The following is a 14,553-nucleotide window of genomic DNA, read 5'->3' on the forward strand; positions in this document are numbered from 1 at the left end:
AACTTCCCGTTCATCCCGAACCTCCTGATTCCTTTCCCATCCTGGTATTTGCGGAAATCAGACGTCCCCGTCCTTCTGCCTTTACCATGGTTTCCAGTTCCTTCGCCGCATCCTTTCCAATCCACCTCAATACCTTGCTTTCTCCTTCCATCCACTCACGCGCCAGTAAAAGCGCCTTTTCATTATAATGAAAGTTCTTTTTTCCGATTTCCCTCAAAGCAGTGGAAACCGCCTTTTTCACATGCTCCCGTCCATCATCCGCATACTGCGTAACCAGCTCCAGATAGCTGTCCACGGTTTCATCCGTCAGCTTCCTGTCATGTATCACAGAAGCTGCAATCAGCACAAATGCCGCTCTTTTTTTATATAACTGCGGTTCCCGTATCCACTTTGCAATAAAAATATCCCTGCTCTTCATCTTCAAAAATAAGTTTTTACACAGGTGGTCGCATAAATCCCAGGAAACCACATCAAGGAGCAGCCTTTCCGCCTCAGCATCCGTTGTCGCCTTCGGGTTCATCAACAAGACCGCCAGCATCCTTGCCTCGTGGTATTTTGTATTCCACAGTTCAGAGGCCAGCTCCTGTGATTTCCCGGCTTTCTTTGCAAGGCCCCTTACTACGGACGTTGCCACACCAAGACTGTTTTCGGCCGGTATCCCCATCCGAATCATATTTTCCCTGTATTTCTCAGAAGCCTGTGACCTGAGCTCTTTCATCATCTCCTGGCAATCCATCGGTATCCTCCTTCCGGTTCCATGCCCTTCTTATCGTACAGGAAGCCAGTATTCATAGACCGCGTCTTCCGGGTCTGCATGGAGATACACCTCAATATCCGGTATCTCTGCGTAGGTGTAGCCGGACGTAGGGAGCCACTGGGTAATGACACGCCTTTCCAGTTCCTGAAGGGTACGGTTCGTTCCCTTTCCTTCAAAAACCGCCCATTTGCATGCCGGAATCTGATATTCTTCGTATTCCCCCGGCTTCTGATCGGAACGGACAGCAATCAGATATTTCCAGTCTTCCGTATGATGGATACTGACCCCGAGAAGTCCCTCCGGCTTTCCCTCTGCCATGGAGAGTAATCTGGCAAGTGTTCCGTCTGCCAGCGCGGCATCCCATACCGCTGGTATCCTTTGAAAATTCTCTGTCAGTTCTTTCGACAGGGGACAGGACCGTCCCAGTATGCGGAACGCTTCTTTTTCCTCTATCCTGAACTGCAGCGGCGCCCCTCCATGGATTGTTATGGAAAAAGAAATGGGCGGATATGCCTGAAAGGATACCGGTTCCGTTTTTACAGCAGAGGGCGTGATTCCATGAAAATTCTTAAAAGCCCTGGTAAACGCGGTGGGAGATTCATAACCGTACTTCATGGCAATATCCGTTACGTTCCCATTTCCCTTTTGCAGTTCCACGGCGGACAAAGACAGCCTGCGCCGCCGTATGTATTCCCGCAGTGTCATGTCTGTCATATATAAAAACATTTGTTGGAAATAATAGGAAGGGCAGCCCGCAATCCCGGCTACCTCCTCATAATCCAGTTCCCCATCCAGGTTCTCTTCTATAAAATCAATCGCCTGGTTCAACCGTTTTATCCAGTCCATCGTGTTCCCCCCTGCTGTTTTAAGTATAGCCGATTCTCTCACAAAAAACCTCGCATTTGAACGATACGAATTGATAGCCCGAAAGAACTCACTCCCATTTAAAAAATTGCACGGCCGCGCCTGCGCACAGAATGGTAACGATTCCCATAACCGCTGCCGGTACCCGGACAGATTCCGTATACATCCCCAGAAAAGCCGCTTTCATAAGCTGTATCCCCTGTGTCAGCGGGAAAAGGGCGACCACCTTCTGCATCATCTCCGGCATCACTTCAAAGGGCAGCGTGGCCCCGGAAAGAATCAGCATGGGAAAGTACAGCAGGCAGGCGATCACACTGGCCATTTTTTCATTTTTCGCAATGCCGCCCACCATCATCCCGATGCTTAAGGTGGAAACCAGGGTAAGGAGCCAGCTTCCAAGGAATGCCGCCGGGCTGCCGGGAAGCCTTACTCCCCACAAAACTGCCCCAATGGGGAAGACCAGCGCCATGGATACCGCGGCATACAGCACATAGATGGTAAATTCCACCCCCAGCAGCATCACCGGACTGATGGGCGTCACCCGGAACCGTTTTAGGATCTTCCGTTCCCGGTACCCGGCTACCACCAGAGGCAGGCCCATCAGACCCCCGGCGCAGATGGAGATGGCGCAGACCGCGCTCATGGACTGCTCCAGGAACGTGTACTCCGCCCCCGGAAAAGCGGGCTTTGTCTGGTAAATGAAACCAAGGATGACCAGTACCACAACCGGCATAATGACGGCAAAAATCACCATGTTCATATTCCGGATATTCAGCTTCAGTTCTGTTTTTAAAAGACTGAAAAATGTTCTCATGCCACAACCTCCTCGTCCGCAAATTTCAGATAGGCATCCTCCAGACGCTCACAGCCGCTCTGCACCTTTGCCTGCTCCACGGCGCCGTAGAACACGGCCTCCCCTTTTCTCAGAATACAGATCTCATCGCAGAGGGCTTCCACCTCATCCATGAAATGGGAAGTGAGAATAATGGTCAGCCCTTCGCCCTTTAAATCCTCAAGGATCTTCCACACCGTCCGGCGTGCCCTTGCGTCCAGCCCGGTAGTCAGCTCGTCCAGGAACACAAGCTTTGGGTTCGGTATCAACGCCAGGACAATAAACAGCCGCTGGCGCTCCCCGCCGGAAAGACTTTTCACGGCATGACCTGTCTTATCCCCGATTCCGAAACGTTCACACAGCTTCCGCCAGTCTGCCGGCCTCTCATACAGGCAGGCGGTTTCCCCGCAAAGCTCGGATACCCTGATTTCCGGCTGGTAATCCCCTTCCTGAAACTGAACACCCACTTTCTGAAACACGGTGCGCCGCTCCTTTTTTGCATCCTGCCCCAATACCAGAGCGGTTCCTCCATCGGCCTGTTTCGTTCCCAGGATGCATTCGATCGCGGTACTCTTTCCGGCGCCGTTTGCCCCCAGCAGGCCAAAGACCGTGCCGGCCTTGACCGACAGGTTCAGACCTTTCAGTACGGTTCTTCCCTGATAGCTTTTGGTAAGCCCCGTCGTTTTGACGGCCTCTTCTGTCTTTTTTATGGTTTCGCTCATCTTATCCTCCTTTTTCCGGTAACGGTATGCGCCGTTACGCCTGCTGCCTTCTGATTGCCCGAAGCTCGATATATCCCCTCTCCCCTCTGGGCTCCAACTGAATACGGGGGTTTTCCTGATCCCACTCGTATCCGATCACAGACGGGTCATAGTGGTCGATGGCATACTGTACGGCAAGAATCGCCTGGGAATAATCCTCCTCCCGGAAAGGCTCCCCCTGGACCGCCAGATACTCGGCGGCAGGCAGGGAAATGACATCAAACCCCTCCGGGATTTCCCCCTCATAGTCCGCCTCTGCCTCCACGCCCTGTACATAGGTGGAAGCGCCTGGCTTTTTATAGGCTCCCGGCAGCCACAGGCAGACCGGCTCCCCGCAGAGGGAATCCATGCTTTTTAATATCCCCCAGACCTCGCAGCTCACTTCTTCACAGTACGCAAAATAATCTTCCGCTTTTATCCCCCGTTTGATGATGACTTTTCTCTCCGGTTTCCGGATCACCTGGACAAATACGCTCTGCAGATTCTTCATTTCCATATCCAAAACATCCTCTCTCAGTTCTCTGAATTTTACGCCGTATGGGATAAACAGGGCAATGGGCGCCGGGTCCTTCAGATATTCCCCCGGCCTGCAGCCGAATTCCCGGTAAAAGGCACGGGCATACCCGTCCACACTGCCAAACCCGCAGTCAAAGGCCGCCTCCGTCACAAGGCACTGTCCCTCCTTCAGCCGCATGGCGGAGCGGGAAAGCCGGAGCCTGCGGATATATTCTGCCGGCGTCACCCCCAAAAACTCCTTAAACAGCCGGTAGGAATGCCACGGGGAAAACAGGGAGACGGCTGACAGTTGTGCCAGTGTGATATCCGCTTCCAGATGGGCTTCGATATAATCCTGCATCCTCTGGACCGCCGCTGTCTGTTCTTTCAAAATAAACCACCTCCTTCTTGGAGTGTAACAGTTCAGAAAAGCCCTGAACTGTTACGGCATCCGGCCATTTAGAATCGCCTTTGGCGATGGGCCGGATGCTCGCAACCACAACGTTTTCATACGGTCAGCGCGGTGAACGCGCAGACCTACCTGAACGATTGCTTCTGGAATTACTATCATATAATGATCCCCGCTTTTTGTCTCGACTTTTTTTGCTGTTTTCCGATTCTTTAGGGAAACGCTGATTTTATCAGCGCTTCCTCAGATAATCAGCCGTAATGGTCTGCCCTTGCTCCGCCAGCGCCTGCGGGGTCCCGGTAAAGACTACCTCGCCTCCCAGCGTCCCCCCGTCCGGCCCCATGTCAATCACGTAATCCGCCAGCTTTACTACGTCCATGTTATGTTCGATTACAACCACCGTGTTCCCCTGCTCCACAAAGCCGTCCAGAAGTTTCATAATTGTCTTCACATCGGAAGCGTGGAGCCCGGTGGTGGGTTCATCCAGCACATAGATGTTCCCCTTCTGTCCCAGGTATTTTGCCAGCTTTACCCGCTGCCGCTCGCCTCCTGACAGGGTGGATAAGGGCTGTCCAGGGGAAAGATAGGAAAGCCCCACCTCCACCATGGCGTGCAGTGCCCTGCGGATTTTCGGACAGCCGGAAAAGAAGTCTTCGGCCTCCTCTGCGCTCATATCCAAAATCTCCACAATATTTTTCCCTTTGTATAAATAGGAAAGCGCTTCGTCACTGTAACGGCTCCCACCGCATGCCTCGCAAGTGGTCGTCACCGGGTCCATGAAGACCAACTCGGTGGTGACAGCCCCCCGTCCTTTGCAGACCGGGCAGGCGCCTTTGCTGTTAAAGGAAAACAGGGCGGCGCTCACGTTGTTTTCTTTAGCCATCTGTTTCCGGATATCATCGAAAAATCCCAGGAAAGTGGCCGGGGTGGAACGCCCGGTGGTTGTCACCGGGGACTGGTCCGCCAGAATGACCTGTTCCGGATACTGCACGGCAAACACGTCCCGGATCAGGGAGCTTTTCCCGGAACCGGCCACACCTGTCACCGCAGTCAGCACACACAGGGGGATATCAACGGAAACATGTTTCAGATTGTGCAGGCTGGCATGTTTAACAGGCAGAAACCCTTTGGGTTTCCTTGGCTCCGCCTTAAAGGGTATCTCCATCTCCATGGCCTTCCCGGTTAATGTTCCAGAACCAAGGAGCCCCTGATAGCTGCCCTGATAGAGAATCTCCCCTCCGTTTCTTCCTGCCAGCGGCCCCACATCAATCACTTCATCCGCAATGGAGATCACATCCTTATCATGTTCCACCACCAGAACCGTATTCCCCTTGTCCCGGAGGGCACGCAGCAGCCTGGTCATGCGGTGTACATCCCGTGGGTGCATCCCGGTGCTTGGTTCATCGAAAATATAGAGCATGCCTGTGAGGGCGCTCCCCATGTAGCGCACCAGCTTCAGGCGCTGTGCCTCCCCGCCGGACAGGGTGGCTGCTTCCCGGTTCAGGGAAAGGTAAGGGAGGCCGATCTCAATCATGCGGGTCAGGGTCATAACCAGGCTTTCGGCCACGGACCTGCCCCTTGGGTCTGTGACTGTCCCCAGAACCCGTTTCAGTTCTGTCAGCTCCATCTCACACATCTCGCTGATGTCGTACCCGGCAATCTTACAGGACAGCGCCGCCCCATTCAGGCGTTTCCCGTGGCAGAGGGGACAGTCGGATTCCCGGACATATTTTACCAGCCGGCCTGCGGAAGTTTCCCCAAGCTCCGAACTGTCCCTTTTTAACAGCAGCCGGCTCATCATGTTGTGGATGCCCTCCACCTGCTTCGACACCCGCTTCCCGCCCGGTTCCTCCGAACCGTACAGCAGAAGGTTCCGTTCCCTTTCGGAATAGTCCTGCCATTTTTTATCCAGGTCAAACAGGCCGCTGTCTGTATACTGCTTCCAGTACCAGTTCCCCACACGGAACGTGGGCAGCTCCACCATCCCCTCATTCCAGCTTTTATCTTCCACAATCAGCGGAAGAATGTCCAGCGTCATCACCTTCCCCAAACCGGAACACTCCGGACACATGCCTCCGGGACTGTTGAAGGAAAAGCAGGAGGGTGTTCCCACATAGGGTTCCCCGATCCGGGAGTAGAGCAGCCGCAGGGCGGAATACATGTCGCTGATGGTCCCTACCGTAGACCGGGCATTGCCTCCAAGGGGGGTCTGGTCGATGATGACCGAGAGGGAAAGGTTCTCGATTTTTTCCGCCTTTGGCTTCTCATACTTTGGGAGCCTGCCCCGGACATAAGCGCTGTAGGTTTCGTCCATCTGGCGCTGGCTCTCCGCTGCAATGGTGTCAAACACGATGCTGGATTTTCCGGAACCGGAGACCCCGGTAAACACAACCAGCTTTTCTTTTGGTATCTTTAAGGAAATGTTTTTCAGATTGTTCTGGCATAAGCCTTTTATGATGATATGGTTCTGATCCGGCATGAAGTTCTCCTTTCTGACTTTCGCTCTGGTCTTAGCAGTATAACATCATGCCGGGAGATGTACTCGACTTTTTTTGCCCTTTTCCCATAGATGGCGCCACGTTAACATTCCACCAGTCCGGACAGCCATAAAACCATGCCTTCAAGAGCTTCTCTGTTGAGGTCATAGAGCCTGTACTGCCCCTCCTTTTTTGCCGTTACAAGCCCGCTGTACTTTAAGACCGACAGGTGATAGGATAAGGACGCAAATGTAATGGGAAACCTTTCCTGTAGTCTCCCTGCTGTCATGGGCCCTTCCGCAAGCAGGAGCAGAATCTCCCTGCGTGTCTCATTTGACAGCGCCTTAAACCGGGCGTCCATAACCACATTCCTGAATCATCATCAGAATTTCCCCCCTGCTAAACCCAAGGGGCATAAGCCTTTCATACAATTTCCTGGTTAAATCGGCCTGCTCCTTATGCCGCAGTCTCTGTATCAGAAGCAGGTCATCCGTCACAAAAATCCCTGCTGTGTGTCTCGGAAAAACCAGATGCTCCTGCCCAAGGACCTGCATGGCCCGTTTCACCGTGGCCTGGTTACACTTTTCCCGCTCCGCCAGCACCCGGAGAGACGGCAGCCGGCTCCCCGGGGGATAATCCCCCCGCAGGATGCCAAATTTGATTTTCCTTGACAGCTCTTTGTATAATGTCATTTCTCCCCTTTCTTATTGCCGCGGAAAAACTGCCAGTACACAGAATAGGGAATGACCACAGCCAGCATAAGGAACCACCTGTTCACGGCCAGGTCCGCCTCACCCTGGGCATTAAAGTGGACCGGGACCTTCTCCGGGAGAAAATAACACAGGACTGCCGCCGCTGCCAGCAGGATGAGAAACACCACAACGTCTTTGATTAGACTTTTCTTCATAATTCATACCTCCATTAAATGATTTTGGTCTGACAGGCTTTCCAATACAGAAGACCCGACACACATAATAAAATACCTGCCCATCCCCACAGTACCATTCCCAAGGGCAGCCTGAAAAACCAGTGCAGGATGGCCGGGACCGCGACACACAGCATCCCTGTCACTCCGGACAGGATGACCGCCATGCTCTGCTTGATCACCACCATCTCATTATCCCAGTCAAACCTTGGGAAACAGCAGTTGATACAGATACCCTGCACCGCCGTAAAGATGGAATATACTGCCGGAATAACAATCAGCGCCGCCAGCCGGGCTCCATCCATCTGGAATCTCAGCATAAATACCGGCAGCGCCGTCAGGTATCCCACCGCATGAAGAGACAGCGTCACAGCGATCTTGCTGTTTAAAAATGTCCGGAAGGGTAAAGGAACACTCTGCAGAATCCAAATATTTTTTCCCTCCAGCGATACTGATGACGCCGCCGGACAGCTTAAAGAGAGCATGGCAGCTACAATGAGGGGCGCATACTGTCCGAAAAAGGAGACGGCATCTTCTATCCCCGCATATCCCCCCAGTTTCTCCGGCGGAATTACGCAGATTGCGCCGCAGACCACAAGAAGGCATACAACCCCCAGCCCGGTATTCAGGACATAGAGGTAAGAGCCGAAGTAACGGCCAAGCTCCTTTCGGTACATGGCGGCAAAGGAAGACCGCCTCATGAAGCCCGCTTTCCCTGCCGCCGAAGCATGGTTTTGCAGGAGGATGGCATTGAGCCTGGTATAATGGACCGCCGTAATCCTCACAAATACCCAAAACGCAAGAACGGACACAAGCCAGAAAACCACATTCCAGAGGACGGACAGCCTGTGCGGATAGCGGAACCAGGCGGACAGGGGGTAGAGCCTGCCAATCTGCCCCGCAAGGACTGTACCCAGGCTCCCCTCTTTTACACCGCCATACATCCCGTAGATCCCGGCCCCCAGTAAAAGACCCAGGGCGCCAAAAGAGAAAATAAGGGAAAGCAGGTTTTTCCTGCGTGAACCGGCGGACAGGAGCGTAATTACAAACCCTGCCGCTGAGGCGGCGCACATGGGGATCAGCGGCACAAAAAACACAGAGACCAGATAGAAAAAGAACGGCACACCATGTCCCCTTGTGCCGGTCAGCCATACCACCCCCGCCGGAACCATGAAAAGTACGCTGAAAGCCAGGTTTATCAGGTACAGGAACCCAAACTTGCTGCTGATAACCTCCCCGGCCTCCAAAGGCAGCGCGCACAGCATCTCAAAATCCCTGCTGCCAAAAAGGATTCCGTTTGACCGCAGCAGGGTAAACACCAGGATAATAAAGCTGGATACCGCCACCATGTACGCAGGGATCATATCCTGCTGCCCCATGGATACAAGAGCGGCTGCCGTAAGCACGTTATAGCCGCCCAGGAATAACAGCAGTGTGAATATCCCGGCAGCCGTTATGAAAACCGGGCCCCGCTTCCCTCCATGCTGGCCAAATATCTCATTCAGGGAGAAATCATTGACCGCCTGTGTCTTCAGTAAAAGGAATGTCCTATTCATGCTTCTGCGCCTCCATAAAAACCGACTCCAGGGAATGGTCACCCTTCACCTTATCCGTATCTCCGGCCACCACCAGCCTCCCTCCTTTTACCATCGCGATCCGGCTGCACAGCTTTTCCGCCACCTCCAGGACATGGGTGGAAAAGAAGATGGCTCCCCCGGCTTCCACCAGTTCCTGCATAATCTGCTTTAAGCAGAAGGCCCCTTTCGGGTCCAGGCCCACGAAAGGCTCATCCAGGATCAGAAGGGATGGGGCGTGGACCAGAGCCGCGATAATGGCCGTCCGCTGCTTCATCCCATGGGAATAGGAGGTAATCACATTTCCCAGGCTGGGGGTCATCTCAAAAAGCTCCCCGTACCTCTCCACCCGTTTCCTGCGTTCTTCGGAAGAAACCCTGTAGATATCCGCGATAAAATTGATGTACTGGTAACCGGTCAGATGCTCATAAAGGTCCGGATTGTCCGGGATGTAGGCCATCTGCCTTTTGCACTCCAGGGGATGGGTCCGGATCGACTTTCCATGGATCAGGATCTCCCCCTGTTCAAAACCGTGGATGCCAACCACCGCTTTTATAGTTGAAGTCTTCCCCGCCCCGTTCGCCCCGATAAATCCACAGATTTCCCCGGCCCTGACGCTTAAGGACAGATCGTCCACCGCCTTTTTCCCTCCTGGATAAATCTTAGTAAGATGTTGGATTTCTAACATGATAAAACTCCTTTCTACCGACAATTTGTCAGTCTAAATGGTAAAATCGGCTGCCTCACCCTATTCTGCAAGGCAGCTATCTTCCCATAACTTTTCTTCTTATTTATAAACTGACAATTTGTCAGTCATATTGAAAAATTTTACTGAGGAATTCAGGAAGCCCTGAACACCCCAGTTCACTTCTCAGAAAAAAGCGGCTTTACTGTTCCAAGCGCCCTCTCCAGCAGTATCTTATAAGCATCCAGATAGCCTTGCAGCTGTTCCCTGCTCTGGCAGACAAGCCTGGCATCATTTGACACAAAAATATAGCCGGTCATCAGAAAAGAGGCTGTTTCCCCTGGAGACGCCACATGGAAAACACCTTCCCGGTTCCCCTGCTCTATGATATGGGCAAAATATTCCGCGACACTGCCGCAGAGCTTGTGGTAAAACCGGTCCAGCATGTAGCGGTTCTCGTCCAGATCCGCAGCCTCCTGCAATACGGAATTTTCTGCAGTTACATCCTGCTCCTTTACAAGGGTAAACTCCATAAACAAACGGAGCTTTTCTTCCGCCCCCTTCTCTTCCTCATAGGCCAGATGCTCCAGCCTTTTAAGCAGCGGCTGGGAATACCGTTCGATGACGCAGTACAGGATATCCTCTTTATTTTTAAAGTGGTAATATAAAAGCCCGCGGGATATGTTTACCTCGTCAATGATATCCTGAGTCGTGGTATTCAGGTATCCTTTCCGTGTAAACAGCCGGATGGCGGCATCCATGATCTCGGCTTTACGGACCTCTGGTTCCTTTACATCACGCATGACAATGTCCCTCCATGGAGATCATTCTAGAGCGTGTTTGAAAATTGCTTTCTGGTAGCTGTGCGTGCCACTTTGTGGGAGATTTGTGCCAAATGAACGCGGCGCAGTGGGCTGCGTTAAGTGAATTTGGTACAAATATACCGCGAAGTGGGGCGTGCAGATGCCAGGAATGAATTTTCAAACACGCTCTAGCACACGACTAACAATTTGTCAATTATCACTAAATCCCTCCATCCTCCCATGCCCCACCAGAAACTCGGCGCTCAGTGTTTCCACCACAAGCCTGTACGTTCCTGGTTCCAGCGTGCCATAAATATCCAGATTATATGTCTCGCTGGTGCTCTCCCCGTCCGGAAGGATATGGGCGATATCCTGGAATCCTACGTTATCCTCCCTTACCGGTATCGTATACCACTGGCCGTCTATCTGCTTCTGGAGGGAAAAGTATTCCCCGTAAGAAAATTCCTCCCCGCTGTTATTGGCAATCCGTACCGTAATCTCACTTGTCCCGATGTCCTCCACCGTCATAGTCAGACCCTCCGGGCTTTCTGCTGTCTGTTCATCCGCTTTCAGAAGGAAAATAGTATGGTATGACGATAAACGCCCCGCATTGGGAAAATTCAGGACACTCCGGATATCCTCATCCCTGCCTTCCATCTGTTCCCATAAAACAGACAAATCCGTATCCCCATAATAAACCGCCCCGTCATTCTTAAGCCAGACACCGCTGGAGGCCGCCACGGAAATATCAAAGCCATCCTGACCGCTGATCCAGAACCCGTAAAAAGGAGGCTCCATCCGGGAGAGGGCATCTTCCTCTGCTGCCTGGAGGGGGATACCATTGATTTTTTTAATCACTTCCTTCTCCGTACCGCTGTCATACAGCGTCCTGACCACAACCGTTTCCCCATCAAAATAATACATCTGGAAAACGCTTGTATCCGGGCTTGCCCCGGCAAGGATGTTTCCTCCCCTGCCATCCGCCCCGCCGTTTCGTATCCCATACAGAACTGCTGCCAGAATAAGCAGGGAAATCACCGCAATTGGTATATATTTTTTCTTCCGGGACTTTTTGTATGTATTCACTGATCGTTTCCTTTCTGGTAGTTTCCTTTATTATCGCTCTATTGACCAAATCCGGGAAGCCCTGAAATGAGCAGCACTACCCCGCTTTTCCTTCCAGCCCTTCTAAAATTCCCTCCACCAGCCCCTGCGCCAGCTTTCCCTGGTATTCCCCTGATGTCAGTTGATTCCTCTCATTATAGTTGGAAAGGTATCCTGCTCCCTTGTAAGAACCACACGGATGCCCTGGTTCTCCAGCAGTTCTCTCATTTTCAACACAACAGCCAGGTTGATCTCCTTCTCCATGGCCGTCTGCTCCACGGTTCCTCCATCCTCCCCGCCGTGTCCGGCATCCAGGACTACCGTATATTTTTCCTGCTCCGGAAAATCCGTGTCCTGTTTATTTTCTTCCGCACCGGGTACGGCCTCCCGAACGGGATCTGCCTTTAGAGCAGTATCCCTATTATTTTTGCGAAAAAAATCCCGGATATACAGACAGCCGCAGACCATCAGCAAAAGCATGACTGCCAGGACAGCCGCCACGATTCCCCGGACTGTATAGGCTATGATCCTCCGCCGTAGTCTGGCAATCCTCTTTTCTCTCTTTCTCCGGCTCTCTGCCTTCCAGACAGGCTGTCTTCTCCTTTGCTCCATATCCGCTCCTGCATCTGTCTTTTTGTGGGATTTACAAAAAACAGCAATTAAGCATGTCAAAGCCTCTGTTTCACTGGCTCCTGACATGCTCTCCTGGCATAATTATGATATGATTTCGTATATTCCGGCAGCGAAAAAAATACTGCCTACTGCTGTGCCGCCGGAACATAATGGAATTTATTGCTATCCAAAAACAGTACCCTCCCGTCTGCCAGAGCTGCCATCGGATAAAAACCTTCTGTGCTGAAAGGCAGTTCACCTGCGGGAACCTTCCATTTGCTATCGGCGCTCCCCAGGTCATATCCAAGGATTCCATCTCCGCCGAAAATCACAAGGTCACAATCCCTCCCCGGACATACAAACTCATAGCAGCCGCCATCACCGTTGAGGATAAAAGAAGTGGTATCCCCTGAAATACGGCCGCCATCCAGTTGGACGATTACAGAAGTGGTATCACCCCAAAGTACGGCGTAAACCTTTCCGTCCCGTCCTCTTCCCATGGCGGTGCGGAGCGTATAGACCTTGTAATCATAACTGATCTTGTTCAGGAAGTTCCCTTCCGCATCAAAAGCCAGCACTGCTGTTCCATCGGCCTGCGTAGAAAGGTAGATATCCCCGTTCCCTGCCACTGCAATCATACGGGGGGAGAAAACCTCCTTCCTTATATATTCGGAAATGTCCAGTTTTGCCGTCACCTCACCGGACGGGCTGATTCTCCATACTTCACAGTGTTCTGTAGGACAGGCAAACTCATCATCCCTCATCACTACCTCAATATCCCTGTCCTCCGCCACCACATACAGGTTCCCCTGTTCATCCGTGGTCATGACGGAAAAAGTCATCCCATCCGGCGCCGTCACCTGCAGGGCTTCCCCATCAACTTCCCCTGGCTTCATCTTCAGGATTCCGGAGCCCCCGTCCTGATCCCTGCTCAATAAATAAATGGCATCCAAAGACGCCGTAAGCCAGTCTACATGCACATTCCCCTTATAATCTATGGTCTGCGCCTCTGTGGATAACGGCGGCAGTACAAAACTCTGGCCGCTTTCCTGCGGGGTAATGCCGGAATCCCCACCGGAGCCAGAATCTGTGGAATCCTCCGGCAAGGCCGACTGCTGTACATCCGCCGCCATAACATCTGCATTCGACTCCGTGCTGCCGCAGCCTGTAAGACACAAAGCTCCTGCCAATAACAGCGTGCCCCAAAGCCTGTATTTGTACCATCACGGCCCTCTGCTTTGGGGGCATCTGGAGGAGCTCCCGCACCGCCTCCCTGTCCTCCTGCTGGGATACCAGTGTGCCTGCAAGCTCCTAATGGGCGCCTTCGGGTGCCGGAATCTGAACCGCTGTATGTCCCTGCGAACTACATCCGTGCCTGAAAATCTTTCCGGATATCCTTTGGTTGGATGCTGTTATACTTATGACACGCAATCAGAAGACGAACGGTGACCTTTTTGCAAAATTTTTTAAGACATGCCAGATTTATCAAAGAAATGCAGGAAATAAAGGTTTTATTTAAGAAAAACTGCCCTCTCCTGACAAGGGTTTTCTCCTTATCATAAGAATGTACTCTCGGAATCTCTCTGCGCCTGCTTTTGCGGCTGATTTTCCGCCAGATGCACCCAAATTTAATCAACGTACGCTCCACGTACGCCTCATAAATTTGTGCACATCTGACAAAAAATCATCTCACAAAATCAGGCACAGCAAGATTCCGAGAGTACATAAGAGGGCAGGCAAAGGTTCAGGCCACTTTTACAATACAAATCTGGGGTACTTTCAGTCCGCTGCCGGAAGAACTTCCCCATACCTGAATGAACTGGCCGGATGCCAGGTCTGCCGCTGTTGCCTCGTAAACGGTAGATAGTGCGTACCTCGACTGTGAGGGAAAATTATGTGACAATAGACTATATTTCTATCACGGGTATTAAAAGTTGAGCCTTAACTTTTGATACCGCTATACGGAGGTAAGTCTATGAGTTCAGCAACAACAGCAGTGGCTGTACAATACCGTTTAAAAGAGTGGGCGGAGCAGATCAGGGAGTGCCAGAACCGTCCCGCAGGCATGAGTGTCGTTGATTGGTGTGCCAGCCACGACATTACGAAAGCGAACTACTATTACAGGCTGCGCCGTGTAAGGCAGGCGTGCCTGGAAAACCTTCCGCCGGAGACTCCGGAGCAGCAGATCGTCCCGGTAACCCCCTGCCTCCTGCATCAGGAAATACAGGACGATACCGATACACGGCCGGGGCTTT

At 52.3% G+C, this 14,553-nt stretch carries 16 protein-coding genes; 1 reads left to right on the forward strand and 15 read right to left on the reverse strand.

What is annotated here, in order from left to right:
* Positions 1–10 precede the first annotated feature (10 nt).
* From NFS31_RS08200 to NFS31_RS08270, 15 genes are all read right to left on the reverse strand, one after another.
* Positions 11–736: a DNA alkylation repair protein gene (locus NFS31_RS08200; protein WP_251493351.1), complete on the reverse strand. Its 726-nt coding sequence runs from the start codon at positions 734–736 to the stop codon at positions 11–13.
* A gap of 30 nt (positions 737–766) precedes the next feature.
* Positions 767–1,603 (reverse strand): AraC family transcriptional regulator, encoded by an 837-nt coding sequence (locus tag NFS31_RS08205; protein ID WP_251493353.1) that lies wholly within the window; start codon positions 1,601–1,603, stop codon positions 767–769.
* 88 nt (positions 1,604–1,691) lie between these two features.
* On the reverse strand, positions 1,692–2,435 hold the full coding sequence (locus NFS31_RS08210) for an ABC transporter permease (protein WP_251493355.1): 744 nt from the start codon (positions 2,433–2,435) through the stop codon (positions 1,692–1,694).
* Complete coding sequence (locus tag NFS31_RS08215; RefSeq protein WP_251493357.1) at positions 2,432–3,175, reverse strand: ABC transporter ATP-binding protein; 744 nt, start codon at positions 3,173–3,175, stop codon at positions 2,432–2,434. The genes NFS31_RS08210 and NFS31_RS08215 overlap by 4 nt, the downstream gene beginning before the upstream one ends.
* Positions 3,176–3,209: 34 nt before the next feature.
* Complete coding sequence (locus tag NFS31_RS08220) at positions 3,210–4,100, reverse strand: helix-turn-helix transcriptional regulator (protein ID WP_251493359.1); 891 nt, start codon at positions 4,098–4,100, stop codon at positions 3,210–3,212.
* Positions 4,101–4,350: 250 nt separating this feature from the next.
* Positions 4,351–6,597, reverse strand: a complete 2,247-nt coding sequence (locus tag NFS31_RS08225; RefSeq protein ID WP_251493361.1) for an ATP-binding cassette domain-containing protein — start codon at positions 6,595–6,597, stop codon at positions 4,351–4,353.
* 101 nt (positions 6,598–6,698) lie between these two features.
* Complete coding sequence (locus NFS31_RS08230) at positions 6,699–6,956, reverse strand: metalloregulator ArsR/SmtB family transcription factor (RefSeq protein WP_251493363.1); 258 nt, start codon at positions 6,954–6,956, stop codon at positions 6,699–6,701.
* Positions 6,940–7,287: a GntR family transcriptional regulator gene (locus tag NFS31_RS08235; RefSeq protein WP_160258570.1), complete on the reverse strand. Its 348-nt coding sequence runs from the start codon at positions 7,285–7,287 to the stop codon at positions 6,940–6,942. The genes NFS31_RS08230 and NFS31_RS08235 overlap by 17 nt, the downstream gene beginning before the upstream one ends.
* Positions 7,284–7,502 (reverse strand): DUF1648 domain-containing protein, encoded by a 219-nt coding sequence (locus NFS31_RS08240; RefSeq protein WP_160258571.1) that lies wholly within the window; start codon positions 7,500–7,502, stop codon positions 7,284–7,286. Before NFS31_RS08240 ends, NFS31_RS08235 begins: the two co-directional genes overlap by 4 nt.
* Before the next feature lie 14 nt (positions 7,503–7,516).
* Complete coding sequence (locus tag NFS31_RS08245; protein ID WP_251493365.1) at positions 7,517–9,076, reverse strand: hypothetical protein; 1,560 nt, start codon at positions 9,074–9,076, stop codon at positions 7,517–7,519.
* Positions 9,069–9,782 carry an ABC transporter ATP-binding protein gene (locus NFS31_RS08250; protein WP_251493367.1) on the reverse strand — a complete coding sequence of 238 codons (714 nt, stop codon included), beginning with the start codon at positions 9,780–9,782 and terminating at the stop codon, positions 9,069–9,071. The genes NFS31_RS08245 and NFS31_RS08250 overlap by 8 nt, the downstream gene beginning before the upstream one ends.
* A 176-nt stretch (positions 9,783–9,958) precedes the next feature.
* The gene (locus NFS31_RS08255; protein ID WP_251493369.1) at positions 9,959–10,582 is read right to left on the reverse strand and encodes a TetR/AcrR family transcriptional regulator; all 624 of its coding nucleotides are present in this window, start codon (positions 10,580–10,582) and stop codon (positions 9,959–9,961) included.
* A 210-nt stretch (positions 10,583–10,792) separates the two neighbouring features.
* Entirely contained in the window at positions 10,793–11,668 is an 876-nt protein-coding gene (locus tag NFS31_RS08260) for an immunoglobulin-like domain-containing protein (RefSeq protein WP_251493372.1), read from the reverse strand.
* A gap of 156 nt (positions 11,669–11,824) precedes the next feature.
* Entirely contained in the window at positions 11,825–12,298 is a 474-nt protein-coding gene (locus NFS31_RS08265; protein ID WP_251493374.1) for an N-acetylmuramoyl-L-alanine amidase family protein, read from the reverse strand.
* Positions 12,299–12,444: 146 nt separating this feature from the next.
* Complete coding sequence (locus NFS31_RS08270) at positions 12,445–13,488, reverse strand: NHL repeat-containing protein (RefSeq protein ID WP_251493376.1); 1,044 nt, start codon at positions 13,486–13,488, stop codon at positions 12,445–12,447.
* A 785-nt stretch (positions 13,489–14,273) separates the two neighbouring features.
* On the opposite strand from NFS31_RS08270, the gene tnpA reads away from it, so the two are divergent.
* Positions 14,274–14,553: IS66 family insertion sequence element accessory protein TnpA (gene tnpA, locus NFS31_RS08275; RefSeq protein WP_251493378.1), on the forward strand; the 280-nt coding region annotated here is incomplete at its 3' end.

Source organism: Otoolea muris (assembly GCF_943193115.1).
Taxonomy (GTDB): Bacteria; Bacillota; Clostridia; order Lachnospirales; family Lachnospiraceae; genus Otoolea; species Otoolea muris.

Coding starts and splice junctions, on each gene's coding strand:
- NFS31_RS08200 (WP_251493351.1), bottom strand. CDS start 736: ATGGATTGCCAGGAGATGATGAAAGAGCTCAGGTCACAGGCTTCTGAG.
- NFS31_RS08205 (WP_251493353.1), bottom strand. CDS start 1,603: ATGGACTGGATAAAACGGTTGAACCAGGCGATTGATTTTATAGAAGAG.
- NFS31_RS08210 (WP_251493355.1), bottom strand. CDS start 2,435: ATGAGAACATTTTTCAGTCTTTTAAAAACAGAACTGAAGCTGAATATC.
- NFS31_RS08215 (WP_251493357.1), bottom strand. CDS start 3,175: ATGAGCGAAACCATAAAAAAGACAGAAGAGGCCGTCAAAACGACGGGG.
- NFS31_RS08225 (WP_251493361.1), bottom strand. CDS start 6,597: ATGCCGGATCAGAACCATATCATCATAAAAGGCTTATGCCAGAACAAT.
- NFS31_RS08230 (WP_251493363.1), bottom strand. CDS start 6,956: ATGGACGCCCGGTTTAAGGCGCTGTCAAATGAGACACGCAGGGAGATT.
- NFS31_RS08235 (WP_160258570.1), bottom strand. CDS start 7,287: ATGACATTATACAAAGAGCTGTCAAGGAAAATCAAATTTGGCATCCTG.
- NFS31_RS08240 (WP_160258571.1), bottom strand. CDS start 7,502: ATGAAGAAAAGTCTAATCAAAGACGTTGTGGTGTTTCTCATCCTGCTG.
- NFS31_RS08245 (WP_251493365.1), bottom strand. CDS start 9,076: ATGAATAGGACATTCCTTTTACTGAAGACACAGGCGGTCAATGATTTC.
- NFS31_RS08250 (WP_251493367.1), bottom strand. CDS start 9,782: ATGTTAGAAATCCAACATCTTACTAAGATTTATCCAGGAGGGAAAAAG.
- NFS31_RS08255 (WP_251493369.1), bottom strand. CDS start 10,582: ATGCGTGATGTAAAGGAACCAGAGGTCCGTAAAGCCGAGATCATGGAT.
- NFS31_RS08265 (WP_251493374.1), bottom strand. CDS start 12,298: ATGGAGCAAAGGAGAAGACAGCCTGTCTGGAAGGCAGAGAGCCGGAGA.